At 72.0% G+C, this 25,896-nt stretch carries 23 protein-coding genes; 11 read left to right on the forward strand and 12 right to left on the reverse strand.

Going from position 1 to position 25,896, the window contains the following annotated elements; genetic code table 11:
• Positions 1 to 144: 144 nt before the first annotated feature.
• Together ASG88_RS18825 and ASG88_RS18830 are read right to left on the reverse strand one after the other, a co-directional pair.
• Complete coding sequence (locus ASG88_RS18825) at positions 145 to 957, reverse strand: ABC transporter permease subunit (protein WP_056888984.1); 813 nt, start codon at positions 955 to 957, stop codon at positions 145 to 147.
• On the reverse strand, positions 954 to 1,853 hold the full coding sequence (locus ASG88_RS18830; RefSeq protein WP_056888985.1) for an ABC transporter ATP-binding protein: 900 nt from the start codon (positions 1,851 to 1,853) through the stop codon (positions 954 to 956). The genes ASG88_RS18825 and ASG88_RS18830 overlap by 4 nt, the downstream gene beginning before the upstream one ends.
• A gap of 138 nt (positions 1,854 to 1,991) precedes the next feature.
• Here ASG88_RS18830 and ASG88_RS18835 point away from each other — a divergent pair, with 138 nt between their 5' ends.
• Together ASG88_RS18835 and ASG88_RS18840 are read left to right on the forward strand one after the other, a co-directional pair.
• On the forward strand, positions 1,992 to 3,137 hold the full coding sequence (locus ASG88_RS18835) for a sensor histidine kinase (protein ID WP_056888986.1): 1,146 nt from the start codon (positions 1,992 to 1,994) through the stop codon (positions 3,135 to 3,137).
• A complete protein-coding gene (locus tag ASG88_RS18840; protein ID WP_056888987.1) occupies positions 3,134 to 3,790 on the forward strand; it encodes a response regulator in 657 nt (218 codons plus the stop codon). The genes ASG88_RS18835 and ASG88_RS18840 overlap by 4 nt, the downstream gene beginning before the upstream one ends.
• 38 nt (positions 3,791 to 3,828) lie before the next feature.
• Here ASG88_RS18840 and ASG88_RS18845 read toward each other — a convergent pair whose 3' ends face one another.
• Positions 3,829 to 4,203 carry a hypothetical protein gene (locus ASG88_RS18845; RefSeq protein WP_157559826.1) on the reverse strand — a complete coding sequence of 125 codons (375 nt, stop codon included), beginning with the start codon at positions 4,201 to 4,203 and terminating at the stop codon, positions 3,829 to 3,831.
• 118 nt (positions 4,204 to 4,321) lie between these two features.
• On the opposite strand from ASG88_RS18845, the gene ASG88_RS18850 reads away from it, so the two are divergent.
• Entirely contained in the window at positions 4,322 to 4,573 is a 252-nt protein-coding gene (locus ASG88_RS18850) for a hypothetical protein (protein ID WP_056888989.1), read from the forward strand.
• Between the two features lie 18 nt (positions 4,574 to 4,591).
• Here ASG88_RS18850 and ASG88_RS18855 read toward each other — a convergent pair whose 3' ends face one another.
• Entirely contained in the window at positions 4,592 to 5,485 is an 894-nt protein-coding gene (locus ASG88_RS18855; RefSeq protein WP_056888990.1) for a LysR substrate-binding domain-containing protein, read from the reverse strand.
• 77 nt (positions 5,486 to 5,562) lie between these two features.
• Here ASG88_RS18855 and ASG88_RS18860 point away from each other — a divergent pair, with 77 nt between their 5' ends.
• The 4 genes from ASG88_RS18860 to ASG88_RS18875 are packed head-to-tail and all read left to right on the forward strand — an operon-like array spanning position 5,563 to position 8,964.
• Entirely contained in the window at positions 5,563 to 6,777 is a 1,215-nt protein-coding gene (locus tag ASG88_RS18860) for an acetyl-CoA C-acetyltransferase (RefSeq protein ID WP_056888991.1), read from the forward strand.
• On the forward strand, positions 6,774 to 7,550 hold the full coding sequence (gene pcaD, locus ASG88_RS18865; protein WP_056888992.1) for a 3-oxoadipate enol-lactonase: 777 nt from the start codon (positions 6,774 to 6,776) through the stop codon (positions 7,548 to 7,550). Before ASG88_RS18860 ends, pcaD begins: the two co-directional genes overlap by 4 nt.
• Positions 7,547 to 8,326 carry a CoA transferase subunit A gene (locus ASG88_RS18870; RefSeq protein ID WP_056888993.1) on the forward strand — a complete coding sequence of 260 codons (780 nt, stop codon included), beginning with the start codon at positions 7,547 to 7,549 and terminating at the stop codon, positions 8,324 to 8,326. Before pcaD ends, ASG88_RS18870 begins: the two co-directional genes overlap by 4 nt.
• Complete coding sequence (locus ASG88_RS18875; protein WP_056888994.1) at positions 8,323 to 8,964, forward strand: 3-oxoacid CoA-transferase subunit B; 642 nt, start codon at positions 8,323 to 8,325, stop codon at positions 8,962 to 8,964. The genes ASG88_RS18870 and ASG88_RS18875 overlap by 4 nt, the downstream gene beginning before the upstream one ends.
• 21 nt (positions 8,965 to 8,985) lie before the next feature.
• Here ASG88_RS18875 and ASG88_RS18880 read toward each other — a convergent pair whose 3' ends face one another.
• From ASG88_RS18880 to benA, 5 genes are all read right to left on the reverse strand, one after another.
• Positions 8,986 to 11,670 (reverse strand): helix-turn-helix transcriptional regulator, encoded by a 2,685-nt coding sequence (locus ASG88_RS18880; protein WP_056888995.1) that lies wholly within the window; start codon positions 11,668 to 11,670, stop codon positions 8,986 to 8,988.
• Positions 11,667 to 13,010: an MFS transporter gene (locus tag ASG88_RS18885; RefSeq protein ID WP_056888996.1), complete on the reverse strand. Its 1,344-nt coding sequence runs from the start codon at positions 13,008 to 13,010 to the stop codon at positions 11,667 to 11,669. The genes ASG88_RS18880 and ASG88_RS18885 overlap by 4 nt, the downstream gene beginning before the upstream one ends.
• A gap of 66 nt (positions 13,011 to 13,076) precedes the next feature.
• Positions 13,077 to 15,824 (reverse strand): benzoate 1,2-dioxygenase electron transfer component BenC, encoded by a 2,748-nt coding sequence (gene benC, locus ASG88_RS18890; RefSeq protein ID WP_056888997.1) that lies wholly within the window; start codon positions 15,822 to 15,824, stop codon positions 13,077 to 13,079.
• Between the two features lie 10 nt (positions 15,825 to 15,834).
• The gene (gene benB, locus ASG88_RS18895; RefSeq protein WP_056889270.1) at positions 15,835 to 16,374 is read right to left on the reverse strand and encodes a benzoate 1,2-dioxygenase small subunit; all 540 of its coding nucleotides are present in this window, start codon (positions 16,372 to 16,374) and stop codon (positions 15,835 to 15,837) included.
• A gap of 5 nt (positions 16,375 to 16,379) precedes the next feature.
• Positions 16,380 to 17,747: a benzoate 1,2-dioxygenase large subunit gene (benA, locus tag ASG88_RS18900; RefSeq protein WP_056888998.1), complete on the reverse strand. Its 1,368-nt coding sequence runs from the start codon at positions 17,745 to 17,747 to the stop codon at positions 16,380 to 16,382.
• Positions 17,748 to 17,973: 226 nt separating this feature from the next.
• Here benA and ASG88_RS18905 point away from each other — a divergent pair, with 226 nt between their 5' ends.
• The 4 genes from ASG88_RS18905 to catC all read left to right on the forward strand — a co-directional run bounded on the left by ASG88_RS18905 (position 17,974) and on the right by catC (position 21,209).
• The gene (locus ASG88_RS18905) at positions 17,974 to 18,900 is read left to right on the forward strand and encodes a LysR substrate-binding domain-containing protein (RefSeq protein ID WP_056888999.1); all 927 of its coding nucleotides are present in this window, start codon (positions 17,974 to 17,976) and stop codon (positions 18,898 to 18,900) included.
• On the forward strand, positions 18,897 to 19,997 hold the full coding sequence (locus ASG88_RS18910; protein ID WP_056889000.1) for a mandelate racemase/muconate lactonizing enzyme family protein: 1,101 nt from the start codon (positions 18,897 to 18,899) through the stop codon (positions 19,995 to 19,997). The genes ASG88_RS18905 and ASG88_RS18910 overlap by 4 nt, the downstream gene beginning before the upstream one ends.
• 61 nt (positions 19,998 to 20,058) lie before the next feature.
• Positions 20,059 to 20,922, forward strand: a complete 864-nt coding sequence (catA, locus tag ASG88_RS18915) for a catechol 1,2-dioxygenase (RefSeq protein WP_056889001.1) — start codon at positions 20,059 to 20,061, stop codon at positions 20,920 to 20,922.
• A gap of 5 nt (positions 20,923 to 20,927) precedes the next feature.
• Positions 20,928 to 21,209 carry a muconolactone Delta-isomerase gene (catC, locus tag ASG88_RS18920; protein ID WP_056889002.1) on the forward strand — a complete coding sequence of 94 codons (282 nt, stop codon included), beginning with the start codon at positions 20,928 to 20,930 and terminating at the stop codon, positions 21,207 to 21,209.
• 5 nt (positions 21,210 to 21,214) lie between these two features.
• Here the strand turns inward: catC and ASG88_RS18925 are convergent, their stop codons facing one another.
• Genes ASG88_RS18925 through ASG88_RS18935 form a run of 3 tightly spaced genes read right to left on the reverse strand, consistent with a single transcriptional unit; the run spans position 21,215 to position 25,730 of the window.
• Positions 21,215 to 23,242, reverse strand: a complete 2,028-nt coding sequence (locus tag ASG88_RS18925; RefSeq protein ID WP_157559827.1) for a glycosyl hydrolase — start codon at positions 23,240 to 23,242, stop codon at positions 21,215 to 21,217.
• A gap of 56 nt (positions 23,243 to 23,298) precedes the next feature.
• Positions 23,299 to 24,024 (reverse strand): HlyD family efflux transporter periplasmic adaptor subunit, encoded by a 726-nt coding sequence (locus tag ASG88_RS18930; protein ID WP_056889004.1) that lies wholly within the window; start codon positions 24,022 to 24,024, stop codon positions 23,299 to 23,301.
• Complete coding sequence (locus ASG88_RS18935; protein WP_056889005.1) at positions 24,021 to 25,730, reverse strand: glycosyltransferase; 1,710 nt, start codon at positions 25,728 to 25,730, stop codon at positions 24,021 to 24,023. Before ASG88_RS18935 ends, ASG88_RS18930 begins: the two co-directional genes overlap by 4 nt.
• Positions 25,731 to 25,896 lie beyond the last annotated feature (166 nt).

Consider the following 25,896-nt stretch of genomic DNA (forward strand, 5'->3'; position numbering starts at 1 on the left):
GAACGCCACCTACCGGCGGGACGCTGGTCTCGCACGCGTCGGACCACGATGCACGGGCCGAGTCAGGGGGCCGGCATGACGACGGCGAGACGGCAGTGGCCGGCACCCACACATCAGCGTCGGATACCGCCTGCCAGTGTCTGACTACTTGACCTCGGAGCGGCGCAGGAGGAGCAGTCCGACGACCAGCGGCAGCGCGATCCAGATCGCGGTGGTCGAGGCCAGCATCGCCCATTCCCTCGCCGTGTCCGTGTCGTTCTCGAAGAGTGCGACCTGCGTGTAGTTCCAGTCGATCCACGGCTGCAGGTCGGCGAACCACGAGCGCACCTGGGCGAGAAGGGCCAGGATGCCCGGCAGGACCAGGGAGACGACGAAGTAGCCCACGATCGCTGCCGCGGAGCTGCGCAGCACGACGCCGAGCGTGAAGCCGATGGCCATGCCGACCAGGTTCCCGAGGAGGATCTGCGCCGCGGCTGCCAGGGAGATGTCCCAGACCGTCTCGAGACCCATGACCGTGGACCCGAGCAGGTTGCCGGCGGCACCGACGGCGAACGCGACGGCCATCGAGACGACCCCGACCACGAAGGTCGCGAACGCCTTGGCCCCGATGACGCGGCCGCGGCTCGGCACGAGCGTGAACGTCGTGAGCCCGCTGCGCTGGCTCCACTCACTCGTGACGCCCAGGATCGCGATCATCGGCAGGATCACCGACATCGGGAAGCCGATCGCCGCTGCGAAGTTCCCGTAGGCGATCTCGCTGTCCGGGGCGAAGACGAGGACCGCCCCGGTGGCGATGACCGACAGGACACCGATGCTGACGAGCATCCAGAAGCCCGAGCGGGTGTCGAACATCTTGCGGAGCTCGATCGTGAGGAGCCGGGCGGTCGGGATGGGACGGACGGTCCGTCGGGCCGGCGCGGCCCCGATGGTGTCGGGAGAGGTGGTCGTGGCAGTCATGCCGCAGCTCCTTCGCGTTGGGTGTCGGCAGTGAGGGAGAGGAACATGTCTTCGAGGCCGGCGCCCTCGGCGGACCGGAGCTCGGTGAGGGCGATGCCCGCCGTCAGGGCCACGGCCCCGACCCGGGCGGAGTCGGCGTCCGTGCGGACCGAGCCGTCCCCTGCGAGCGTGCTGGGGATCCCGGCCTGCTCGAGGGCGTGCACGAGGTCGCGCGGTGACGTCGACCGGACGAGCGTGCCCGCTGCGGCCAGCAGCTCGTCCTTGCTGCCGGACGCGACGATCTTGCCGTTCCCGATCACGACCAGGTCGTCGGCGATGACCTCGATCTCGTGCAGCAGGTGCGAGGACAACAGGACGGTGCCGCCCTGGCTGGCGAAGCCCGTCAGCAGGTCGCGCATCCACCGGATGCCGGCAGGGTCGAGCCCGTTGGCCGGTTCGTCGAGGATCAGCACCCGGGGGTCCCCGAGCAGCGCGGTGCCGATGCCCAGTCGCTGACGCATGCCGAGGGAGTAGTTGCGCACGCGGCGCCTGGCCTCCGCCGGTGTCAGGCTGACGAGCTCGAGCATCTCGTCGACGCGGCGGCGGGGCAGACCCATGGTGTCGGCGGCGAGCGTGAGGATCTCGCGTCCCGTGCGACCGGCGTGCTGGGCGGAGGCGTCCAGGAGGACGCCCACCTCGAGGCCGGGGTTGGGGAGGTCGGCGAAGCGCTCTCCGTTGATGGTCGCGGTGCCGGACGTCGGGGCGGTGAGGCCGACCATCACGCGCATCGTGGTGGACTTGCCGGCGCCGTTCGGGCCGAGGAAGCCGGTGACGCGACCGGGCAGGGCGGTGAAGGAGACGTCGTCGACGGCGGTGAAGCCGGCGTACCTCCGGGTCAGTGACTCGACAGTGATCATGCGACAACCCTCGCCGCGTCGCGGCGTGCGCACATCGGTTCGATGGCCGGTCCTGACCTGGCCGAAAGGACGGGCGCCCGGGCCGGGATCAGACTTTCGGCCGGTCCCCCGGCGGCGTTCCATCCCTACGCTGAGGGGGTGAGCAATCCACTGCGGTCCCTGCTGGAGGATCCCCGACCGTCGGCCCCACCGGCTCGGGTACGGCGGGACTGGGCGCTGCTGGCGGTCGTGACGGTCTCCGGGGTGCTGGAGGGCGTCCTGCGTGAGGACCTGCCGCTGCGGGGGCTGTCGGTGGTGCTGGCGGTCGGACTGGCGCCGCTGCTGCTGTGGCGACGTACCCACCCGCTCGCGGTGGTCGCGACCGCCTTCGGCGTGACCGCGGTCGTCGACATCGTGCTGATCGCATCCGGCGCACCCGCACTCGACATGTACACCATGGTCTACCTCCTGCTGCTGCCCTACTCACTCTTCCGGTGGGGATCCGGGCGGGAGGCGGTGGCGGGTCTGGCGATCGTCCTGGTCCCGGCAGTCATGTCGCTCGTCGTCAGCTGGACCGGGGTGGCCGACGCGATCGGCGGGGTCGCTGTCCTGGTCTCCGCCTTCGCCCTGGGCTGGGCCGTGCGTTCCCAGCACGGCGCACGGGAACGGGGGCTCGAGCAGGCGAAGTCGGAGGAGCGGGTCCTGCTGGCGCGGGAGCTGCACGACACGGTGGCCCATCACGTCTCTGCCATCGCCATCCATGCCCAGGCCGGGCGCGCCCTTGCTGCGACCAGCCCGTCGTCGGCGCTCGAGGCGCTGGAGGTGATCGAGGTGGAGGCGTCGCGCACGCTGGCCGAGATGCGGGCGATGGTCCGTGTGCTGCGCGACGAGGCACCGGCCGACTACGCCCCGCAGCCCGGCGTGGGCGACCTCGAGCGGCTGTCGCAGGCCTCACCGACCGGTCCTCGGGTGGAGGTGACGGTCTCCGACGACCTGGCCGCACTCCCGCGGGCGATCGATGCCGCCGTGTTCCGGATCGCCCAGGAGGCGGTCACCAATGCCCTGCGGCATGCCAGGAACGCCACCCTGATCGACGTGCGCGTCTCCGGCGACCGGTCGACGGTCAGCCTCGTCGTCCGCGACGACGGTGATCCGGGCGCGGTCGACCCCGCTCACGAAGCCGGGTTCGGGATCACCGGGATGGTGGAGCGCGCGTTGCTCCTGGGTGGCGCGTGCCGGGCAGGTCCCTGCCCCGGTCGCGGCTGGGCCGTCAGCGCGACCCTGCCGCGGCAGGTGTCGGCGTGAGCATCCGGGTGCTGGTCGCCGACGACCAGGACCTCGTGCGGACCGGACTGCGCCTGATCCTCGGCACCCTGGACGGCATCGAGGTCGTGGGCGAGGCGCGCGACGGGCAGGAGGCGGTGCGACTGGCCCGCGAGCTCCGTCCCGACGTGTGCCTGATGGACATCCGGATGCCCGTCCTCGACGGCGTCGAGGCGACCCGGCAGCTGGCCGGGCCGGGCGTCGAGGACCCGGTCGCGGTCGTCGTGATCACCACCTTCGACCTCGACGAGTACGTGCACGGTGCGCTGTCCGCCGGTGCCACCGGCTTCCTGCTGAAGGACGCCGGACCCGAGCTGCTCGGCGAGGCGATCCGGGCCGCCACCCGAGGTGACTCGCTCATCTCGCCCAGCATCACCCGCCGGCTGCTGTCGACGTTCGCAGGCACGGGTCGGGCAGCTCCTCCCGCCCAGCCCCTCGACCCGCTCACCGAGCGCGAGGAGCAGGTGCTGCTCACCATCGCGCGGGGGCGCACAAACGCAGAGATCGCCGCCGAGCTGCACATCAGCCTCAGCACGGTGAAGACCCACATCGGCAGCCTCATGACCAAGCTCGGCGCCCGTAACCGGGTGGAGGTCGCGATGTGGGGCTACGAGACCGGCCGGGTCCGGGAGTAGGGATCGGCACGTGACTCGGGCGAGGCGTGGCCTGGCGTTCAGGCCAGCGCGTACGGCGGGATGAGGAGTCCGGCCAAGACGCACACCCAGCCGAGGAAGAGCCACGGATAGTGCCGACCTGTCGAGGGTCGGGGGCTCCGGATCTCACGGAGACGGCCCCGGTAGCCGAAGGCCGCGGACGCACTGCCAACGAGGCCGAGTGGGACGCCCATCCAGAACACGGTGAGGCCACTGGACGTGGCGAAGGACGTGGAGAGGCCGGCGACGCCGAGGCCGGCCGCGATGAGCGGGACGGCGCTGCGCAGCAGCTGCCCGCTCTCCAGACGCTTGACGGTCTGGTCGACCGGCGACACCGCCTCAACGGCCGGGGTGGAGGTGTGGTCCCGGGGTGTTGCCGACTGGTGGTCAGTCACGCCACTCTCCTCTGCGGTCTGGATGCGACCCCCGCCCCATGCCCGGCCAGTGGCGGCGCAAACGCGGTCCGGGTCGCTAGGTTGACCCTCTCAACGGAGATCTCGGGGGTGGCACGACGTGGAAGCACGCGCAGGGAAGACGATCAGCACGCAGCAGGCGGACCCTCCCCACGCGACTGCGCCCCCGTCGCACACACCGTCCTGGCGACAGCGGCTCCGAGCGTGGCTCCGCAGCGGGCCCGAGGAGGACGGCGTCTTCCGCCCGGTGCGGCTGCCGTTGTGGATCGACCTGGCGATCTCCGCGGCGATCATCGCCGTGGCGACCTGCGCCTTCGTCGGCTTCTTCGTGTGGTTGGCGAGGACCCAGTGACGGGTCGCCGATCGCGGGTCAGGACCCGACCTGCTCGCCCAGCACCCTCAGCGTGCGGGCCAGGAGCGCGGAGTCGTCGCCCGCCCGGGTGGCGGCCACCAGCTCCATCCGGCTCCGCGTGACGAGGGGGCGGTAGACCGTCCCGGCCACCACCAGCGCGGAGGTCGGCTCCGGCACGACGGCCACCCCGAGGGCCGCCGCGACGAAGGTGACCAGGGTGGAGGTCTCGGCGACCTCGTGGCGGACCGACGGCTCGAACCCGGCGTTGCGGCAGAGCGTCGTGACGGCGTCGTACATCGCGGAGCGGCCGTGCCCGGAGTGCACGATGAGGTCCTCGCCACGGAGGTCGGCGACCCGGACCCGGCTCCGGCCGGCGAGCCGGTGGCCCTCCGGCAGCGCGACGACGTACCTCTCCTCGCGCAGCGGGGACAGGACCACGTCAACGGCCTGGGACAGATCGGCGAACGGACGCATCAGCGCGAGGTCGATCGAGCCGTCCCGGAGCGCGTCGAGCTGGTCCGGGCTCAGCATCTCGCCCCGGAAGGCGAAGTCGACCCCGGGCAGCTGCTCGCGCAGGGCCCGGGCCAGGGCCGGGAGCAGGGAGTACGTCGCCGACCCGACGCAGCCGACCACCAGCCGGCCCTCCAGCCCGCTCCCGATGCGCAGCGCCTCGTCCCCCGCCGCGTCGACCGCCTGCAGGATGGCCCGGACCCGGACCAGGTAGGACTCTCCGGCGGGCGTGAGGTCGACCCGGCGGGTGGTGCGGCGCAGCAGGCTCACCCCGAGCTCGTCCTCGAGCTGCTTGATCTGCTGGGAGAGCGGCGGCTGCGCCATGTGCAGCCGCTGGGCCGCCCGACCGAAGTGCTTCTCCTCGGCGACGGCCTGGAAGTAGCGCAGGTGACGGAGCTCCATGGATCAAGACTCCCACGATATTGATCATGGCGAAATGGATACTTCCCGATATCGCTCGCAGCGCCTACCGTCGAGCCATGACCGACATCGTCATCTGTGAACCCGTCCGCACCCCCGTAGGCCGGTTCGGCGGCGCGTTCGCCTCGCTGTCCGCCGTCGACCTCGCCTCCCACACGCTGCGTGAGCTCGTGCGGCGTACGGGCCTCGGCGAGGGCGACGTCGACGACGTCGTGCTGGGCAACTGCAACCCCAGCGGGGAGAACCCCGCGATCGGCCGCATCGCCGCCCTCGACGCCGGCCTCGGCACCGGCGTCCCCGGCCTCCAGCTCGACCGCCGCTGCGGCTCCGGTCTCCAGGCCGTCCTGTACGCCGCGTCGCAGATCGCCAGCGGCGCCGGCAGCGTCATCGTGGCCGGTGGCGTGGAGTCGATGTCCAACGTCGAGCACTACGCGCTCGGGCTGCGGACCGGGATCCGCAGCGGCGGCGTGGAGCTGATGGACCGCCTGGTCCGCGCCCGCGAGACCGCCGGCGGCAAGGACCACCCGGTCCCCGGCGGCATGCTGGAGACGGCCGAGAACCTGCGCCGCGAGTACGGCATCTCCCGCGAGGAGCAGGACGAGCTCTCGGTCCGCTCCCAGCAGCGTGCCGGCGCCGCCCACGAGGCCGGCAGGTTCGCCGACGAGCTGGTGCCGGTCACGGTCCCCGGACGCCGCGGCCAGCCCGACGTCGTCGTCGACCGCGACGAGCACGCCCGGCCCGACACCACCCTGGAGCAGCTGGCCGCGCTCCGGCCGGTCCGGCAGAAGCTCGACCCCGAGTCCACCGTCACCGCGGGCAACGCCAGCGGCCAGAACGACGGAGCCGCCATGTGTGTCGTCACCACCCGCGAGGAGGCCGAGCGCCGCGGCCTCACCCCGCTGCTGAGCCTGAGGTCGTGGGCCGTCGCGGGCGTCGGTCCCGAGGTGATGGGCATCGGCCCGGTCCCCTCCACCGCCGCTGCGCTCGAGCGTGCCGGCCTGACCCTCGACGAGATCGACGTGGTCGAGCTCAACGAGGCCTTCGCCGCCCAGGTGCTCGCCTGCCTGCGCGAGTGGAAGGTCGACCCGACCGACGAGCGGCTCAACCCCAACGGCTCCGGCATCTCGCTCGGCCACCCGGTCGGCGCGACCGGCGCGCGCATCCTCGCCACGCTCGCCCACGAGATGCAGCGCCGCGAGGCGCGCTACGGCCTCGAGACCATGTGCATCGGCGGTGGCCAGGGCCTGGCCGCCGTCTTCGAGCGCGTGTCATGAGCGCCGTCGCCGTCCACCACGTCGTCACCGGACCCGAGGACGCCCCGGTCGTCGTGCTCTCCAACTCGCTCGGCTCGACCACGACCATGTGGGACGCCCAGGTCGACGCGCTCGCCGAGCACTTCCGGGTCGTGCGCTACGACACCCGCGGCCACGGGGCGTCGCCCGTCCCCGCCGGGCCGTACGACATCGACGACCTCGCCGACGACGTGGTCGCCCTGCTCGACACCCTCGGTGTCGAGAAGGCGCACGTCGTGGGCCTGTCCCTCGGCGGCATGACGGGCATGCGCCTCGCCGCCCGCGACCCCGAGCTCGTCGACCGGCTCGTCGTGCTGTGCACCGGCGTGAAGCTGGATCCGTCCAGCGCCTGGCACGACCGCGCGGCGACGGTGCGCGCCGGCGGGTCCGGAGCCGTCGCCGAGGCGGTCGTGTCGCGCTGGTTCACCGCGCCGTACCTCGAGGCCCACCCCGACACCAGGACCGAGTGCGAGGCCGTCGTGGCCGCCACCCCGGCGGAGGGCTACGCGTCGTGCTGCGAGGTGATCGCGACGATGGACCTGCGCGCCGACCTGGCCCGCATCGAGGCGCCCACGCTCGCGATCGCCGGCGCCGACGACCCGGCCACTCCCCCGCCCGACCTCGAGGCCATCGCCGAGGGCGTGCAGGACGGCCGACTCCTCGTCGTACCGGACTCCGCGCACCTCGCCAACGCCCAGCAGCCGGAGACCATCACCCCGGCGATCATCGCCCACCTGATCGGAGCACCCGCATGAGCATCGACAAGGTCGTCCCGAGCTCGGCGGACGCCGTCACGGACATCTCCCCCGGCTCCAGCCTGGCCGTCGGCGGCTTCGGCCTCGTCGGCATCCCGTGGACGCTGATCGGCGCCCTCCTCGAGCAGGGCGCCGACGACCTGACGGTGGTGTCCAACAACTGCGGCGTCGACGGCGCCGGGCTGGGCCTCCTCCTCGAGAACCGCCGCATCACCCGCGTCATCGCGTCGTACGTCGGGGAGAACAAGGAGTTCGGCCGGCAGTACCTCGCCGGTGAGCTCACCGTCGAGCTGACCCCGCAGGGCACGCTCGCCGAACGGCTGCGCGCGGGAGGTGCCGGGATCGGCGCCTTCTTCACCCCCACCGGCGTCGGGACGATGGTCGCCGAGGGCGGCCTGCCCTGGCGCTACCACCCGGACGGCAGTGTCGCGCTGGCCTCCGAGCCCAAGGAGGTGCGGACCTTCCACGGCACCGAGATGGTGCTGGAGGAGTCGATCGTCACCGACGTCGCGCTGATCCGGGCGGCGAAGGTCGACCGGGCCGGCAACTGCGTCTTCTACGCCTCCGCCCGCAACTTCAACGTCCCTGCGGCGATGGCCGGGCGGCTCACGATCGTCGAGGCCGAGGAGATCGTCGAGATCGGCGAGATCGACCCCGACGACGTGCACCTGCCCGGGGTGTTCGTGCAGCGGATCGTCGAGCTGACCCCCGAGCAGGCCACCGAGAAGGACATCGAGAAGCGCACCACCCGACCCCGCGAGGAGACCCAGGCATGAGCTGGACGCGAGACGAGATGGCGGCCCGGGCCGCACTCGAGCTGCACGACGGCGAGTACGTCAACCTGGGCATCGGCCTGCCCACGATGATCCCCGGCCACCTGCCCGCGGGCTCGACGGTGACGCTGCACGCGGAGAACGGCATCCTCGGGGTCGGCCCGTTCCCCTACGACGACGAGGTGGACCCGGACCTCATCAACGCCGGCAAGCAGACCGTGACCGTGCTGCCGGGCGCGTCCTTCTTCGACTCCTCGCTGAGCTTCGCCATGATCCGCGGCGGCCACATCGACACCGCCGTCCTGGGCGGCATGCAGGTCTCGATGACCGGCGACCTCGCCAACTGGATGGTCCCGGGCGCGATGGTCAAGGGCATGGGTGGCGCGATGGACCTGGTCAGCGGCGCCCGGCGGGTGATCGTGCTGATGGAGCACGTGTCCCGCAGCGGGTCCCACAAGCTCGTCACCGCGTGCGACCTGCCGCTCACCGGACGCGGCATCGTGTCGCGGGTGATCACCGACCTCGGCGTCCTCGACGTCGCGCAGGACGCCTTCGAGCTGGTCGAGCTCGCTCCCGGCGTCACCGTCGAGGAGATCTCCGAGCGGACCGGTGCGCCGGTCCGGGTGGCCGTCGGCGTCTGACGGTCCACCCCACCCCCGACATCACGACCGGGAGCTCGTCACGCCCTGCGCGGCCAGCTCGGTGCGCGAGCGGACACCGAGCTTCGCGTAGACCCGCGTCAGGTGGTACTGCACCGTCTTCATCGACACGAACAGCTCGGCGGCGACCTCGCGGTTGGAGAGCCCGCGCGCGACCAGGGCCGCGACCGCCTCCTCCTGCGGGGTCAGCGCGTCGACGGGCTGGTCCGCGGGACGCACGGCGTGGAGCCCCCCGGCCTTGAGCTCGCGGTCGCAGCGGGCGACGTACGTCGACGCGCCGAGGGCGGCGTACAGGTCCCGCGCCGCCGCGATGACGCCGTCGGCCTCGCGGCGCTTGCCGGCGCGGCGCAGCGTCTGGCCGTAGGCGAAGTTGACCCGGGCGCGGTCCCAGCGCAGCGGGGTGTCGGCCAGCAGGTCGAGCGAGCGCTCGAACGAGAGCCGCGCGGCGTCGAGGTCACCCCGCGCGCCGAGCAGCCGACCCCGCGCATAGCCCAGCCGCGCCGTCGCGGAGCGGTGGCCGCGCTCCTCGGCGAGGGCCTCGTGGGGACGCAGGAACTCGTCGGCCTCGTCGAGGCGGCCCTCGACGACCAGCGCGTTGGCGTAGACGTCCGGCCAGGACCAGGCGCCCGGCTCGTCGATGCCGGCTCCGGCCCAGGGCTGGCGCAGCGGCTCGAGGGCGCGCACCACACCGGCGTAGTCGGCCCGGGCCTCCGCGACCTGCGCCCGGGCCAGGCAGGACGGGACGCGCATCATCTCGTAGTCACGCACCCCCGCCTCACCGCTCCGGACCGCGGCCTCGGCGCCGTCCCAGTCGCCCCGGAGCGCCAGCACCTGGGCGCGGGTCCACCACAGGAGCGGGCGGACGAGGGTCATGCCGGAGCGGTCGACGAGGTCGAGCCCCGCGCGGACGGTGCGCAGCGCGTCGTCCCAGTCGCCCGTGACGAACTGGGCGCGGGCCAGCCAGGCGTGCGCCCAGAGCGAGATCCGGGTCGAGCCACCGAGGAAGCCCGTCGCCAGCGCGGACTCGAGCGCGGGGCGCGACTCGTCCACCTCGTCGACGACCAGATGGAGCCAGCCCTTGCCCATCGACACCCGCTGGGCCTGGGCACCGTGACCGACCTCGTCGGCGAGCCGCTGGTAGTCCGCGAGCGCCTCGAGCGGGTGACCGGTGGCCGCGAGCCCGAGCGGCCGGATCGCGGCGGCCTCGACCGCTGCCGGGGAGTCGGCCGGGACGAGGGCGATGGCGCGGTCCGCCCAGGTCACCAGGTCGGCGCCCCTGACGCGCGCCAGGCTGTGCAGGACCCAGCGCTGGCAGATCATCGCGGCGACGTCGGGCTCGCGCTCGGCGTTGACCAGGTCCCACGCCCGGCCCAGCCAGGTCTCGGCCTCCGCGGGTCGTCCGCGCACGACGGCGAGGTAGCCGAGGACCGCGTTGCGCAGCGGCGTCTCGCGCAGGCTCTCGACCTCGGGAAGGAGGGTGGCGGCGGCCAGGACGTCCCCCGAGCCGACCAGTGCGTCGACCGCACGGGCGAGGCGGAGCTCCCGCAGCGTGACGTCGTCGGTGAGCCGGCTGGCCCGCGCCAGCAGGTCGGCGGCAGAGGCCCAGGCTCCGGTGGACGCGCGCTGCCCCGCGAGGTCCTCCAGCTCGTCGGCCAGTGACGGGTCGGGCAGCGCGGTCGCGGCCACCCGGTGCAGGAGCCGCGATGCGGGGTCGCTGACCACACCCGCCGCCCGGACGTGCAGGTCGGCGGCGCGCGCGGGTCCGAGGTGGGCGACCACGGCCGCCGCCACCATCGGGTCGGTGGTCGCGAGGGCGTGCGCCCGGCGGCGCTCGGTGACCACCAGGAGCCCGGTCGCCACGGCGGCGTCGAGCGCGGCGAGCGGTGCTGTCAGCCCGGCCAGCGATGCCGCGTCGGCGATCGACGTACCGTCACCCAGGACGGCCACCCCCTCCACCAGCGCGACCGCGTCGGAAGGCAGCGCTGCGAGCCGGGCGACGACGTCGGCCGCGACGTCGGCCGGCGCCGGGAGCTCGGGGTCGAAGGACGCCCACGTGCTCCGCGGCAGCTCCTCGACGAGCCGCACCACGGGTGCCGGCAGTCCGCCCGTGTGCACCCGCAGGCGCTCGGCCAGCGACGCGTGCAGCACGACCCCGTGGGCCGCGGCCAGGGCCTGGACGCCGAGCAGGTCGAGCGGGCGTAAGACGACGCGGTCGGCCACCGCGTCGAGCAGCGCCGCCGTCTCCGGGACCGGGGCGGCGCTCGGGGTCACCAGCACCACGAGGAACGGTCGGTCGCGGTGGTGGCGGACGGCGCTGGAAAGCGCCTGCAGGGAGGCCGGGTCGGCCCACTGGGCGTCGTCGACGACCAGCAGGCCCGGCTCGGCGGCCGTGCCACCCAGCCGGTCCGCGAGCACGGCGGCCGCGCCCAGCACGTCGTCCGGCACCTCGGTGGCCCCGAGCAGCTGCGACACCACACCGAGCTCGAGGCCGGACTCCCAGGCCGCGCCCCGGGCGACGCCGACCCCGTGGTCCGCGGCGTACCGCGCCACCAGGGTGCTGCGACCCGATCCCGGGGGCCCCGTGACGACCAGCTGCGCGGGACCGTGGTCGCCGACCCGGAGCAGCGCCTGCTCCAGGGCGGCGAGCTCGGCCTCGCGCGCGATCAGGACGGGGTCGGCAGCGGTCACGCGGTAACGGTAGACCCGACCGCGACCGGCTCCTGCTGCTCGACGGGCGCCTGCTCCACGTGCCGCGTCCTCGGGACCAGGCTGGTCACGAGCGCTCCCACGAGGGAGACGGCCGCGAAGAGCTGGAAGGCGGTGGACCCGCCGACCCCGGCACCGACGAGCACGCCGCCGACGATCGGGCCGACGATCCCGCCCAGCCGACCGAAGCCCGCGCACCAGGCGACGCCGGCCGCCCGTGCCGTGGTCGGGTAGTAGTTGGAGACCATCCCGTAGATCAGCACCTGGGTGCCGATCGTGCCGACACCGGCCAGCGCGACGGCCGCGAACAGCACGACAGACGGCAGGTCGAGCGGCAGCAGGGCCAGGGTGATCGCGGCGAGCACGAAGGTCGACACGACGACGCGCTTGGCCCCGAGACGGTCGGCGAAGAACGACGCCGCCAGGCCGCCGATGATGGCGCCGAGGTTGAGGATCAGCAGGAAGGCCAGCGACCAGGACTTGCCGTAGCCCTGCTCCCCCATGATCTGCGGCAACCAGGTGTTGAGGCCGTAGGTCAGCAGCAGGCCGGCGAAGCTCATCATCCCGAGCAGGAAGGTCGGGAAGGCGTAGTCACGGGTGGCGAGGGCCGGGAAGCCCACCTTGTCGGGCACGTGCAGCTCGGGAGCCGGCACCGGGAGTCCGGTCCGGGCGCTGATGCGCTCGGCGTCGGCGATCCGCCCCCGGGCCACGAGCCACTTCGGGGACTCGGGCAGCAGGAACCAGGCGAGCGGGAGCAGCACGACGATCGGCAGCGCGCCCACCCAGAAGAGCCCGCGCCACCCGATGGTGTCGCCGAACCCGAGGGCGACGAGGGCCGCCAGCACGCCACCGGCGGGGATGCCGCTGTAGACGATGGCGTTGTAGCGGTTGCGCTGCCCGGGAGGTGCGAACTCGGCCACCAGTGCCCCGACGGTGGCGACGAGCGCACCGACCCCGACCCCGGTGAGGAAGCGGAAGAACCCGAAGGTCTGCACGCTGTGGGTGGTCGCGGTGAGCGCCATGCCGACCGAGAACCATGCGAGGTTGACCAGCATGACCTTGCGGCGACCGATGCGGTCACCGACGGCGCCGGCTGCCAGCGCCCCGACCAGCACCCCGATGAGGGCGTAGCTGCCGAGGGTCCCGGCCTGCGTGGGCGTCATGGCACCCAGGTGGCTGGGGTCGCCGAGCAGCGTCGGGACGACGGTGCCGTAGACGACGAGGTCGTAGCCGTCGAAGACGAGCGCGGCCGTCGACAGCGCGACGACCCAGGCGACCGTCCGGCGGCGGCGCCGCTCGAGGGCGGGGGTGGGTTCGGACATGACGGATCTCCAGTCTGCTGGGGGCAGCGGTGAGGGAGGAGGTGGTGGTGCGGGCGGACGGGGACGTCAGCCCAGGTCACCACCGGCGACCGGGAGGACCGTGCCGGTGATGTAGGACGCCTCGTCGGAGGCCAGGAACGTGATGGCGGCCGCCTGCTCGTCGAGGGTGCCGTAGCGGCGCATCAGCGAGTGGTCGAGCGTCTGGTCGATGTGGGCCTGGAACCAGGCCTTCTCCTCCTCCGAGCGGGGCTCGGGGGTGCCGCGCGAGATGCGGCGCGGCGGTGCCTCGGTCCCGCCGGGCGCGGTCGCGACGACGCGCACGCCGGCGTCGGCGTACTCCAGGGCGAGGGACGCGGTGATCGCGTTGATCCCGCCCTTGGCGGCGCTGTAGGGGATCCGGTGGATGCCACGGGTGGCGGCGGACGAGACGTTGACGATGACGCCACGACCCCGGTCCACCATCCCCGGCAGGACAGCGCGGCAGGCGTAGAGGGTGGTCATCAGCGAGCGGTCGACCTCGGCGGCGATCTCGACGTCGGTGAACTCGGTGAAGGGCTTGAAGCTGATCGCTCCGCCCACGTTGTTGACGAGCACGTCGACCCGGCCGAAGCGGGCCACGGCCTGCTCGACCATCGCCAGCGCCCCGTCGTACCGCTCGAGGTCGCAGACCACCGCGACGGCGTCCAGCTCGTCCGCCAGGGCGTGGACCAGGTCGGAGCGGTCGGCCAGCACCAGCTCGCCGCCCTCGGCGGCGATGCGGCGGGCGGTCCGCTCACCGATCCCCTGCGCGGCACCGGTGACCACGACGACCTTGCCGGCGAAGCGGCCCGGCGTCACGAAGGCGGGACGCTTCTCGACCTCGGCGTCGGACATCGCCCGCCGCATGGTCGTCTTCGACCGGTCCGCGTGGTCGGCGATGAGCGTGCGAGCGGCCTGCCGGTCCCCCTCCGCGACCGCGTCCACGATGTCGAGGTGGTCCTGCGCGCAGCGGGGGTCGCACCAGGTCGCCGTCCGCAGCACCTCCTCCATGTGGCCCTTGACGCCGAGCGCCTGGTAGGCCTGCAGCAGGTGCTCGTTGCCGGTCAGGGTGAAGAGGTAGTCGTGGAAGGCGGCGTTGGTCTCGGTGTAGGCGGCGGCGTCGACGAAGCGGTCACCGTCGACGTGCGGGACGGTCGACTCCGCGAGCAACCGGTAGCCGGCGACCTGCTGGCTGGTCACCCGGCCGAGGACCAGCTCGAGCGCGCCCAGCTCCAGGGCACGCCGGGCCTCGAAGATCGCGTCGGACTCGTGCACCGAGGGGTGCTCCTCGCCGATCTCGTAGCCCCCGGCCGGCTCTTCTGCCTCGGTCGGCTCGAGGACCGGCGCGACCAGGGGTGCGAGGTCCGAGGTGGGAAGCAGCGTCTGGCCGGCGATGCCGCGGCCGGCGACGACCCGTGTCACCCGCAGCTCGTCCGAGGAGCCGAGCGCGGCCAGGCGCGCCACGGGAAGCATCTCCTGGCGCGCGATATCGCGGGACGCCGACCGAGGGGCGCCGTACGTCGCACCGTCACCCAGCGGCGCCAGGTCCGACGCGGGTAGCAGCTCCTGGCCGGCGATCGTGCGGGAGGCGTGGCGGCGAGGGTGGACGGGCGGTGCGTCGGCCTCCGTCCCGAGCGTCCGCTCGGCAACGGGGCCACCGGTCGCCGGGAGGTCGGCGGGGATCGGTGCGTCAGCCACGCTCTCGGGCACCGGTGCGTCAACTGGCTCACCGCTCGCCGGGGAGGGTCCGGTGGCGGGTTCGACGGCAGGGGTGGCGGGTCCGGAGAGGGCGAACTTCTCGTAGTAGAAGCCGGTCGGTACGACGCCGGCGTCGGCGAAGTGTGTCCGTACGGCCTCCACCATCGGCGGCGGGCCGCAGAGGTAGACCGCGATGTCCCCGGCGTGGAGGTGCTGCGGCTCGATCAGGCTCGTGACGTACCCCTTGTGGTCCGCCGTGCTGTCCGGGTCGGCGACGCAGTGGGCCCAGGTCAGCTCGGGCAGGGACGCGGCCAGCTCCTCCAGCCGGGCGAGCTCGACGAGGTCGTCGTCGGTGCTGACGCCGTAGACCAGGTGCGCCGGTCGGGTGCTGCCCGTGTCGCGGAGCCGCCGCAGGATCGAGAGGATCGGCGCCAGGCCGGTGCCGCCGGCGAGCAGCAGCAGGGGCCGCTCGGCCTCGCGGAGGAAGAAGCTGCCGTTGGGGCCGCTGAAGACCACCTCGTCGCCCACCGACGCCTGCTCGGCGAGCCAGGTGGACATGACGCCACCCGGGGTGAGCTTGACGAGGAAGGTCAGCTCCTTGTCGTCGGGGGCGCTGCTGAAGGAGTAGGACCGGGTCTCGTCCGTGCCGGGGACGGCGATGTTGACGTACTGCCCCGGCAGGAGGGCCAGCGAATCACGGTCCGGTGTCTCCAGCGTGAAGGAGACGGTCGTCGGCGAGAGCCGGTCCAGCCGGGTGAGGGTGGCGGCGTACGACGCCGCGCGGGTCTTGGCGACCTCTGACGTGCTGGCGATCTGGAGCACCAGGTCCGAGCGCGGCTTCATGCTGCACGGCAGCACGTAGCCGTCGGCTGCCTCGGCGGCGGAGAGCGCGTCCTCGATGTAGTCGCCGCCGTCGAAGTCCCCCGACTCGCAGACCGCCTTGCAGGTGCCACACGCGCCGTCGCGGCAGTCCAGCGGGATGTTGATGCGGGAGCGGTACGACGCGTCGGCGACCGTCTGGTCCTCGGCGCAGGTGATGAAGCGGGTGACGCCGTCCTCGAAGCTGAGCGCGACGCGGTGGGAGGCTGTCTCGGTCATCGCCGCCGCCTCAGAAGTGGTAGACGTCGACGACGTGGTGGATGAAGTCGTTCTTGAGCACCACGGTCTTGCGCCGGATGAGCGGCGCGGGTCCCGAGAAGTCGATCGTGCAGAACGTCGTGCCGTAGTAGGGATCGACGGTCTTGTAGCGGAAGTACATCGTGTGCCAGTTGAAGCGGACGTCCACGAGGGCGCCCCGCTGCTCGATGACCTCGACGTTGCTGATGTTGTGGCTGGTGCGCGGCTCCGGGATCGACGTGGCCGACGACCGCTCCGTGCGGATCCGGAACACCCGGTCCTCCAGGCCGCCCTTGTTGCCGTAGTAGATGAGGGAGATGTCGCGCTGCGGGTCCTCGACCAGCACGTCGTCGTCGGTCCACGCCGGCATCCAGTAGACGACGTCGTCGGCGTAGCACTCGAGCCACTGCTCGAACTCGCGGTCGTCGAGGTGGCGTGCCTCGCGGTAGAGGAACTGCTCGATCGCGTGCTGGAGCACCAGGTCGGCGGTGACGTCGAGGTCGGCCGGGACGGAGGTGGTGGTCGTCGTCATGGTGCTCACGCACCCTTCTCGGTCTCGAGCGCGGCGCGCATGGTGTCGAGCCAGTAGCCGTGCTGCACGGGGTAGAGGCCCTCGTCCTCGTTCTTGAGCCCGGCGGAGATCACGCCGGGCATGTCGAGGGCCGTGGCCACCTCGTCGGGTCCGGAGAGCCAGTGCTCGGCACCCCGGCTCATGTCGTTCCACGGGGCGGCGGTGGCGCGGAAGGTGAGCTGGCAGGAGCGGAACTCCTCCAGGTCGTCCGGGGTCGCCATGCCGGAGGCGTTGAAGAAGTCCTCGTACTGGCGGATCCGCCAGGCGCGTGACTCGTCGCTCTCGCCCTTGGGGGCGATGCAGTAGATCGTGACCTCGGTCTGGTCCGGCGCGATCGGCCGGAAGTGCCGGATCTGCGTGGAGAACTGATCCATGAGGTAGACGTTGGGGTAGAGGCACAGGTTGCGCGAGCCCTTCACCATGAACTCGCCCTTGGCCTCGCCGAACTCCTCCTTCAGCTCCTCCATCCGGTCCCACAGCGGGCGGTCCTGCGGGTTGCCCGCCCAGGTCCACAGGCACAGGTGGCCGTTGGGGTAGGACCAGTAGCCGCCGCCGGACTTGCCCCAGCTGCCGGCGTCCAGGGTCTTGGTCGCATTGGCCGACTCCCCTGTGTTGCGGCGGGAGGTCGTGGCGGCGTAGTTCCAGTGGGTCGCGGTGACGTGGTAGCCGTCGGCGCCGTTCTCCGCCTGGACCTTCCAGTTGCCGTCGTAGGTGTACGTGGAGGATCCGCGCAGGACCTCGAGGCCGTCGGGTGACTGGTCGACCAGCATGTCGATGACCTTGGTGGTGTCGCCGAGGTGCTCCTCGAGGGTGCTGACGTCGGCGTTGAGGCTGCCGAAGAGGAAGCCGCGGTAGCTGTCGAAGCGGGCGACCTTGGTCATGTTGTGCGAGCCGTTGCTGTCGAAGCTGGCCGGGTAGCCCGCGCCCTCGGGGTCCTTGACCTTGAGCAGCGTGCCGTCGTTGCGGAAGGTCCAGCCGTGGAACGGGCACGTGAGCGTGGTGCGGTTGTCGGTCTTGCGGCGACAGATCATCGCGCCGCGGTGCGCACAGGCGTTGACCAGAAGGTGGAGCTCCCCGTCCTTGTCGCGCGTGATCACCACCGGCTGGCGGCCCATGTAGGTCGTGAAGTAGTCGCCGGGGTTGGGGAGCTGGCTCTCGTGGGCGAGGTAGATCCAGTTGCCCTCGAAGATGTGCTTCATCTCCAGCTCGAAGACCTCCTCGTCGGTGAAGATCCGCCGGTTGGCGCGGTAGGCGCCGGCTTCGGCGTCCTCGACGACGGCGTCGGCGAGCAGGGCCTCCAGGTGCGTCGTCTTGTCGGCGAGCGTCTCGGTCATCGTTCCTCCAGGGCAGTGCGGGTGCTGCGGTTCGTCGAACACTCGCACCGCGTGGCGGCCGTCACACGAGGGCAATGCCTAGGGCTGACCCAGGGGCCCATTGATCGTCCTGGCCTATCAATCGGACGCAAACACGACCTTGTGCTCGATGAATATCCAGACCTACCGTGAATGGGTCCGGGTGACGACCACCACACCCACGAGGCCGATCGGAGGGAGGAACGACATGGAGCTGCGCCACCTGCGCTACTTCGCCGCCGTGGCGGAGACGCGCCACTTCGGCCGGGCCGCCGAGCGCCTCCACATGGCCCAGCCCGCGCTCTCCCAGGCGATCCGCCAGCTGGAGAAGGAGCTCGGGACGCCGCTCTTCACCCGCACGACCCGCCAGGTCAGCCTGACCCCGGCAGGCGAGTTCCTGCAGGGCGAGGCGACCCGGGTGCTCGCCGCCGTCGACGACAGCGTGCGCGGCGTACGACGCATCGCCGACGGCCACCTCGGACTGGTCCGGATCGCCTTCACCGGCACCGCGGCCTTCACCGAGCTGCCGCGCATCGCCCGCGCCATCAAGCGGGACCTGCCGGGCGTCGCGCTGGAGATCCACGCCGACCTGCTGACGCCGGCCCAGGCCGCCGGCCTGCGCGAGGGCAGCCTCGACATCGGCGTCCTCCGCCCGCCCGTCTCCGGGGACGGGATCGCCCTGCGCACCATCGAGATCGAGCCGCTGGTGCTGGCCGCCCCCGCCGACCACCGGCTCGCCACCGAGCCCGTGCTGGCGATGACGGACCTCCGTACCGAGGACTTCATCCTCTACGCCGACAGCCACTCGGCCGTCAACGACGCCGTCCTGCGCAGCTGCTCCGAGGCCGGCTTCGCCCCTCGCCGCGAGCACGAGGCACCGGGCACCTCCGCCCTGCTGGCCCTGGTCGCCGCCGGCCTGGGCATCGCCCTGGTGCCGGCCTCCGTGCGCGCCGTCCCCCTGGCCGGCGTCGTGTTCCGCGACATCGCCGACAGCGCGTCGGTCGAGCTCGCCTGCGCCTGGAGCGAGGACGTCGACTCCACCCTGATCCGCTCGGTGCTGCAGGTCCTCGAGACCGCCGGCCTGTTCGCCGACTCCCCCACCCCCGCACCCGTCCCCGAAGAGGCCGACCGATGAAGATCACCGCCGTCGAGGCGATCCCCTACGCCATCCCCTACGCCAAGCCGTTGAAGTTCGCCAGCGGCGAGATCCACGTGGCCCAGCACGTCCTCGTGCGCGTGCACACCGACGACGGCGTCGTCGGCGTCGCCGACGCGCCCCCGCGGCCGATGACCTACGGCGAGACGCAGGCCGGGGTCGTCGCGGTGATCGACACCATCTTCGCCCCGGCCGTGGTCGGCCTCGGCCTGATGGAGCGCGAGGAGATCCAGTCGCGCCTCAACCGCACGGTCGCCAACCCGGTCGCCAAGGCCAGCCTCGACATGGCGATCTGGGACGCGATGGGCAAGACCATGGGCTACCAGGTCACCGAGCTGCTGGGCGGCTACACCGACCGGATGCGCGTCTCGCACATGCTCGGCTTCGACTCGCCGGCAGCGATGGTGACCGAGGCCGAGCGGATGCGCGACACCTACGGCATCACCACCTTCAAGGTGAAGGTCGGCCGTCGCCCCTACACGCTGGACACCGCCGTCGTCCGCGCCCTGCGCGAGGAGCTCGGCGACGGCATCGAGCTGTACGTCGACGCCAACCGTGGCTGGTCGGCCTCGGAGTCGGCCCGCGCCATGAAGGAGATGGCCGACCTCGGGCTCACGTTCGCCGAGGAGCTCAACCCCGCCGACGACGTCCTCGGCCGCCGCTGGCTGGTCCAGCAGCTCGACGTCCCCTTCATCGCCGACGAGTCGGTCTCGACCGCGGCGGAGGTCACGCGCGAGGTGCTCGGGGGGTCGGCCACGGCCATCAGCATCAAGACCTCCCGCACCGGCTTCACGCAGAGCCGCCGCGTGCACCACCTCGCCGAGGGCCTCGGACTGGAGGTCGTGATGGGCAACCAGATCGACACCCAGCTCGGCTCGATCTGCACGGTGGCCTTCGGCGCCGCCTTCGAGCTCACCTCGAGGCGCGCGGGCGAGCTGTCCAACTTCCTCGACATGAGCGACGACCTGCTCGCCGAGCCGCTGGAGATCCACGACGGCGAGCTCACGATCCGGCCCGGAGCCGGGCTCGGGGTCGAGATCGATCCCGACAAGCTCTCGCACTACCGCCAGGACTGAACGCACCAGCCACACGCAGGCATCGAGCACCCGTCACACCACCCACCGAAGGAGCACCACCATGAGCACCACCACCCCCGAGTCCGCGACCGCTGCCGCTTCCGGAGCGAGCGCGACCGAGCGGTTCCACACCGACAAGTCGCCGTACGCCGCCGTCAAGGACGTCCCCGCCGAGCGGGTCGACGCCATGGCTCGCGAGGTCCTCGAGGCCATCTACGCGACGGTGCGCAAGCACAAGGTCACCTACGACGAGTTCAACGCCCTCAAGGCGTGGATGATCAACGTCGGGGAGGACGGCGAGTGGCCGCTGTTCCTCGACGTGTGGCTCGAGCACGTCGTGGAGGACGTCAACACCGAGCACCGCGAGGGCAACAAGGGCTCCATCGAGGGCCCCTACTATGTGCCCGACGCCCCGGAGCAGGGTGCCCACGGCACCATCCCCATGCGTGACGGCGAGGGCGGCACGCCCCTCTCCTGGTCCGGCAGCATCACCTCCACGGACGGCAGCGTGCTCGGCGGCGCCAAGGTCGAGCTCTGGCACGCCGACGCCGACGGCTTCTACTCGCAGTTCGCCCCCGGGATCCCGGAGTGGAACCTCCGCGGCAGCTTCACCACCGGCGAGGACGGCACGTTCGAGATCCACACGGTCCAGCCCGCGCCGTACCAGATCCCCACGGACGGCTCCTGCGGCAAGCTGATCAAGGCAGCCGGGTGGCACGCGTGGCGCCCCGCGCACCTGCACGTCAAGGTCTCCGCACCCGGGCACGAGCTCCTCACCGCCCAGCTCTACTTCCCCGGCGACGAGCACAACGACGACGACATCGCCTCGGCGGTCAAGCCGGAGCTGGTCCTCGACCCGACGACCCACGACGACGGGACGGCCACCGTGCGCTACGACTTCGTGCTCGACCCGGTCAAGGGCTGATCGCGGTGCTCTTCCTGGTCCGCATGGACGTCGCCCTGCCCGACACCCTGGTCGGGCAGGAGCGCGACGAGCTCCTCGCCCGTGAGAAGGCCTACAGCCAGGAGCTCCAGCGTGCCGGGTCGTGGCCGCACATCTGGCGGGTCGTGGGCGAGTACGCCAACTACTCGGTCTTCGACGTGGGGTCCAACGACGAGCTGCACGACCTGCTCTCCGGGCTGCCGCTGTTCCCGCACATGGCCATCACCGTGACACCGCTGGCCACCCACCCCAGCGACGTGCACGCCTGAGCAGGTCAGCCGGGTCCTTGCAGCTGACCTGCTCGGGCGGCGAGCAGCCACGCCAACAGGTAGCTGCGCGTGTTGCCGTCGTCGATCGCGGAGTCAGGCAGCCTCCGGCCGACCGCGAGGGCGCGTCCGGGGTCGGCCAGGGCGAGGTACATCGTCAGGGAGTCACCGAACATGGTGTCGAACCCGGCGACGGAGGCCTCGGAGACGCTGGCGCGCACGCGCTTCTCGTCGACCCGCCCCTGTGCCAGCACCGGCGACATGGGCAGCAGCTGGATGCCGAGCATCGCCGACGGCTCGGCGCTGAACCACGTGGCCCACTCCCGCTTGCCGCCCCAGTTGAGGGCGAAGATCGAGTGGTCGTAGGCGGCCGGGAGGTTCCGCGGCTGCAACCAGTAGGCGCGCGCTGACGCGGCTTCCAGGCTCAGCTGCCACGTCGCCTGCCGGGCGAGCGCCCGGTTGCCGTCCGCCTCGGCCCACAGCGCCAGACCGTTCCAGGCGTTCACCGCCTCGGAGCTCGACTCCTGGTTGTTGCCGTCGGCGAAGTCGGAGCGCCCCGCGGCCCACGAGTGACCGGCGTACGGGTCGAAGCTGCGCAGTGCGGGCAGCGTGCTGTTCGTCGCCGGGGAGGCGATGTCCTCCGCCAGCGCGGTGAGCGTGGGTCGCCACCGGTCCAGCAACCGGGGCTCGCCCTCGGCGAGCAACGCGGCCGCAGCGAGGAAGTAGCCGTAGTGGAAGTGGTGGTCGTTGAACTCCTCCGAACCGAATGCCGCGGTCCGGCCCACCACTCCCTTCCACGCGGTGTCGTAGGAGAAGCACCGGGTCGAGGTCTCCGTGCACTCGGCGGAACCCCCGAGCCATGCGTCCAGCTCCGAGACCGCGCGCTCGCGGATCGTGCGGGCGGCAGCGTCGGCCCCAGCAGCCTCGGCGATCCGGGTGAGCTGCGCCATCCGGTGGACGTCCTTGCCGCCGAAGTAGGTGTCCTGCCTCGGTGGGGTCCCGGAGACCTCCCGCGCCACGTCCGCGACGACCTGCCGCCGCACCTCGGCGCGGGCGTCCTCGTCGAGGCGGGCGACGTCCGGCGTCGCATCCGGCTCGAGGGTCGAGACGCTCGAGACGAGCGAGCGCGAGCTCACCAGCCGCAGCGGTCCGTACAGCGAGTCGACGCGACCGACGACCTGCGGGCGGTCCAGGCGCTGGTGCGGCATCGCCGCCAGCACGGTGCGCCGGCCTGGTGGGGTCGCGTAGGTGATCCTGGTCCGGGCCTGTCCCCCGCTGATGTCGTAGCTGGTGGACGTCCCGTGCACGGGGACCGCCCCGCGGGCGAGGTGGGCGAGCGTCCGCTCCCCGCGGGCGGCGAAGGCGAGCAGGGTCTCCCCGCGATCCAGCCCGACGACGTCGCCGGAGGACTCGACCACACGACGGCTGCCGTCGGAGCCGGCGACCGCGAGCCCGTACGTCGTGTCGCCGACGCCCATCGCCAGCCACCGGCCGCCGTCACGCGGGACGAGACCCGCGGGCACGGTGACCTCCTGGTCCTGCAACGCGGTGTAGCCGACGTACGGCCAGCCCTCGGCCAGGTCCAGCTCGCCGACCGGGGTGCCGGACGAGGTGTAGGTCGAGGTCACCGAGACGGGGTCGGCACGCGTGGCGGTGAAGGCGTCGGCCGCCAGTCCGAGCCGCAGCTCGGGGATGAACGGGGCGGTGATGGTCCGCTCCGAGGCGGACACCCGGGGCAGCCCCACGGCCACGCCCGTGTCGTCGGCCTGGGCAGCCAGCGGCATCGCGAAGACCGGCTGCGGCTCGGCACCGAGGAACATGCCCGAGTACCACCGGTTGGTCGGCGGCGCGAGGTCCTCGTCCACGCGGATCGCGCCGGGCGCGCCCTCCGTCCGGGGCAGTCGTGCCGCGGCAGGCGTCCACGACGGCGGCGCCTCCCGCGACACCGAGGTCCACCCCGAGGAGTCCGCGGGCCGGAAGGGGTGGAAGGCCTCGCGCCCGGTGGACGGGTCGCCCCCGCCGAGGAGGGAGCCCATCCCCACTCCGCCGACGACGACCAGCGCGACCACCGCGGCCGCGCCGGTGCGGCCGCTCAGCGGAGACCCCCCGGGGTGAGCAGTCCGGCCAGGGCGGCGCGGACGGAGTCGACGAGCCCGTCCCTGCGCAGCGCGACATCGACGTTGACCGGCGTCCCGGACGCGAAGAGGCCGCGGTTGTTCAGGGCCGGCGACACCGCACGCAGGCGCGTGGCGGCGCTGTCCCCGTCGGTGTGCACGCGGATGCGGTCGATCTCGGCCTGCACCGTCTCCTCGTCCGGCAACCGGACCGTGACCTCGTCGGCACCGCGCATCAGCGCGTACTGCTTCGGGGTGAGCCGGAAGTCGGCCTGCACGTAGCTCGTCCCCTGCTCCTGGACGGTCGCCATCGACGAGTTGGCCGCCACGAACGCGCCCTCGATCGGCGCGACCTCCGAGACCTTCCCGGCCGAGGTCGCGCGGATCACGACCTTGCTCCCGCCGCGGATGTCGTAGGGCGACTCCTCGGGCTCGAGCGCGTCGTTCGCGATGTCGCGGGCGAGCTCACTGCTCTGGACGACGAACAGGCGGTCGCCCTCGTCGACGTGGTCCCCCACGTCGACGGTGCGCCGGAGCACCATGCCGGCGTACGGCGTGCCGACGGTGTAGTCGTCGGTGCGCACGGTGGCACTGACGTCGTGGACGGTGCTGATGCGGTTGTTCATGCTCAGCGTCAACGCGGCCACGGCAGCGACGACGACGAGCACGCCGATCAGGTACTTCAGACGGGTGAGAAAGGTCATCGGGTGCCTCCAACGAGGTTCGTGGACGGGTCGGACGTGGGCGGAAGGGGTGCCGGGACTGACGTGCGCCGAGCGCCACGCCGGGCCTCCCGGCGGGTCCTCCGGCGGGAGGCACGCGCGGTGCGCGCCTCGCGGTAGGTGATCGTCAGGAAGCTCCCGAGGACGACCGTGTTCAGGGCGTTCCAGACGAGCGCCACGTTGAACGTGCCGGTCACCTCGGCCTTCCAGGCGCCCACGACCGTGGTGAGCAGCAGGAACAGGAAGACCAGCACCTGCGGGAAGGTGAAGTTGAACGGGGACCGGGCCTCGCCCAGGCGACCGGTCACGTGCCACTGGCGATCGCGCCTGGTGATGGCGTTCCACATGGCCTGGATGTAGATCGGGAAGGAGGCCGAGGCCAGCATCAGCGTCTCCCAGCGGAAGCTGCCCATGGTGTAGAGCGCCACGACGATCTGCATGAAGTAGAAGCCGGCGTAGTACATGAGCCAGGTGCCGGTGGGCACCCCGAGGGCGACCGGGGTGAGGTCGAAGTAGATCTGCAGCGGCGGCACCATCAGGAGCAGCGCCGGTGCGATGCCGTTGAGGTAGAACGTCGCCGTCGTGAGGTACTGGATCCGCTGGTCGGTGGTCAGCTGGCGCTTGCGGCTCAGCGGGTTGTGCCGCAGCAGGATCTCGAAGGCGCCGGTGGCCCAGCGCAGCTGTTGCTTGCTGTAGGCCTCGACGGACTCCGGGGTGTCGCCGACGGCCAGCACCGCACCGGTGTAGATGGACCGCCAGCCGCGCTCGTGCAGGTGGATCGAGGTCCAGATGTCCTCGGACTTCGACTCCTGGTAGATGCCGCCGATGTCGGCGACCGCGTTGCGGCGGAAGACGACGTTGGTCCCCACGCAGAACGCGGCGTTGAAGCGGTTCTTCCCGGACTGGATCAGGGAGTAGAAGACCGACTGCATGTAGCCGGACCCGCGGGACAGGACCGTGTGGAGGTTGCCGTACGTCTGGGGCGTCTGGACGAAGGCGACCTTGTCGGTCGCGAAGTACGGGAGCGTCTCGTGGAAGAACTCCGGCCGCGGCGCGAAGTCGGCGTCGAAGACGGCGAAGAACTCGCCGTCGGTGATCGAGAGCGCGTGGTTGAGGTTCCCGGCCTTGGCACCACTGTTGTCGGGACGACGCACGTACTCGGCCCCGAGCTCGAGCGCCAGCTCGCGGACCTCCTCCGAACGTCCGTCGTCGAGCACCAGCGTGCGATGGCGACCGCGGATCGCCAGCGCCGCGGAGACGGTACGGCGGATCACGTCGAGGTCCTCGCCGTAGGTGGTGACGAAGACGTCGACGGAGGCTTCTCCGTCATTGATGCGCATCGGCCACAGGCTCGGGCTGGACTCCAGTCCCCGGGTCGTGATCTGCCCGGGATCGAAGAGGCTGCGCTTGGCCTGGTGGTAGGAGAAGTCGCGGGCGTCGTACCCGCTGGAGAGGATGGTCCACAGGGCGAGCAGCGCCTGCGCGATCAAGAACGTCTCGGCGGTGACGACGAGGGCGAACGGCAGGAGGTCACCGTGGTGGGAGGGCCGGAAGATGAACGTCGCGTAGGCCAGCACACCGATCGTGGCCAGCAGGACCAGCATCATCAGGGACGGTGAGCTGGACTTGGTGGCGTCGCGGGTGTGCGCGGAGCTCAGTCCTTCCGTGCCCGGTGCGGGGCGGAGCAAGTGTTCGAAGTCTGCGGTGGTGATGCTGTTCTCCTTCGGTGGTACCGCTGCCCGAGCACAGCGAAGCGTCGGCCGGGGGGCCGGGGTCAGGGTGTCCGGGCGGGGGGCCGCGGAGACGTCCGGCTGCGTGAGCGGACGCGTACGGGGGGCACACATCGCGTGCCTC

This window comes from Nocardioides sp. Soil777 (assembly GCF_001428425.1).
In the GTDB taxonomy this organism is placed as follows: Bacteria; Actinomycetota; Actinomycetes; order Propionibacteriales; family Nocardioidaceae; genus Nocardioides; species Nocardioides terrigena.

Bases quoted from the DNA above. Each gene is read 5' to 3' on its own strand.
- ASG88_RS18825 (WP_056888984.1), bottom strand. From the start codon at position 957: ATGACTGCCACGACCACCTCTCCCGACACCATCGGGGCCGCGCCGGCC.
- ASG88_RS18830 (WP_056888985.1), bottom strand. From the start codon at position 1,853: ATGATCACTGTCGAGTCACTGACCCGGAGGTACGCCGGCTTCACCGCC.
- ASG88_RS18855 (WP_056888990.1), bottom strand. From the start codon at position 5,485: ATGGAGCTCCGTCACCTGCGCTACTTCCAGGCCGTCGCCGAGGAGAAG.
- ASG88_RS18860 (WP_056888991.1), top strand. From the start codon at position 5,563: ATGACCGACATCGTCATCTGTGAACCCGTCCGCACCCCCGTAGGCCGG.
- pcaD (WP_056888992.1), top strand. From the start codon at position 6,774: ATGAGCGCCGTCGCCGTCCACCACGTCGTCACCGGACCCGAGGACGCC.
- ASG88_RS18870 (WP_056888993.1), top strand. From the start codon at position 7,547: ATGAGCATCGACAAGGTCGTCCCGAGCTCGGCGGACGCCGTCACGGAC.
- ASG88_RS18875 (WP_056888994.1), top strand. From the start codon at position 8,323: ATGAGCTGGACGCGAGACGAGATGGCGGCCCGGGCCGCACTCGAGCTG.
- ASG88_RS18885 (WP_056888996.1), bottom strand. From the start codon at position 13,010: ATGTCCGAACCCACCCCCGCCCTCGAGCGGCGCCGCCGCCGGACGGTC.
- benC (WP_056888997.1), bottom strand. From the start codon at position 15,824: ATGACCGAGACAGCCTCCCACCGCGTCGCGCTCAGCTTCGAGGACGGC.
- benB (WP_056889270.1), bottom strand. From the start codon at position 16,374: ATGACGACGACCACCACCTCCGTCCCGGCCGACCTCGACGTCACCGCC.
- benA (WP_056888998.1), bottom strand. From the start codon at position 17,747: ATGACCGAGACGCTCGCCGACAAGACGACGCACCTGGAGGCCCTGCTC.
- ASG88_RS18905 (WP_056888999.1), top strand. From the start codon at position 17,974: ATGGAGCTGCGCCACCTGCGCTACTTCGCCGCCGTGGCGGAGACGCGC.
- ASG88_RS18910 (WP_056889000.1), top strand. From the start codon at position 18,897: ATGAAGATCACCGCCGTCGAGGCGATCCCCTACGCCATCCCCTACGCC.
- catA (WP_056889001.1), top strand. From the start codon at position 20,059: ATGAGCACCACCACCCCCGAGTCCGCGACCGCTGCCGCTTCCGGAGCG.
- ASG88_RS18925 (WP_157559827.1), bottom strand. From the start codon at position 23,242: ATGGGCTCCCTCCTCGGCGGGGGCGACCCGTCCACCGGGCGCGAGGCC.
- ASG88_RS18930 (WP_056889004.1), bottom strand. From the start codon at position 24,024: ATGACCTTTCTCACCCGTCTGAAGTACCTGATCGGCGTGCTCGTCGTC.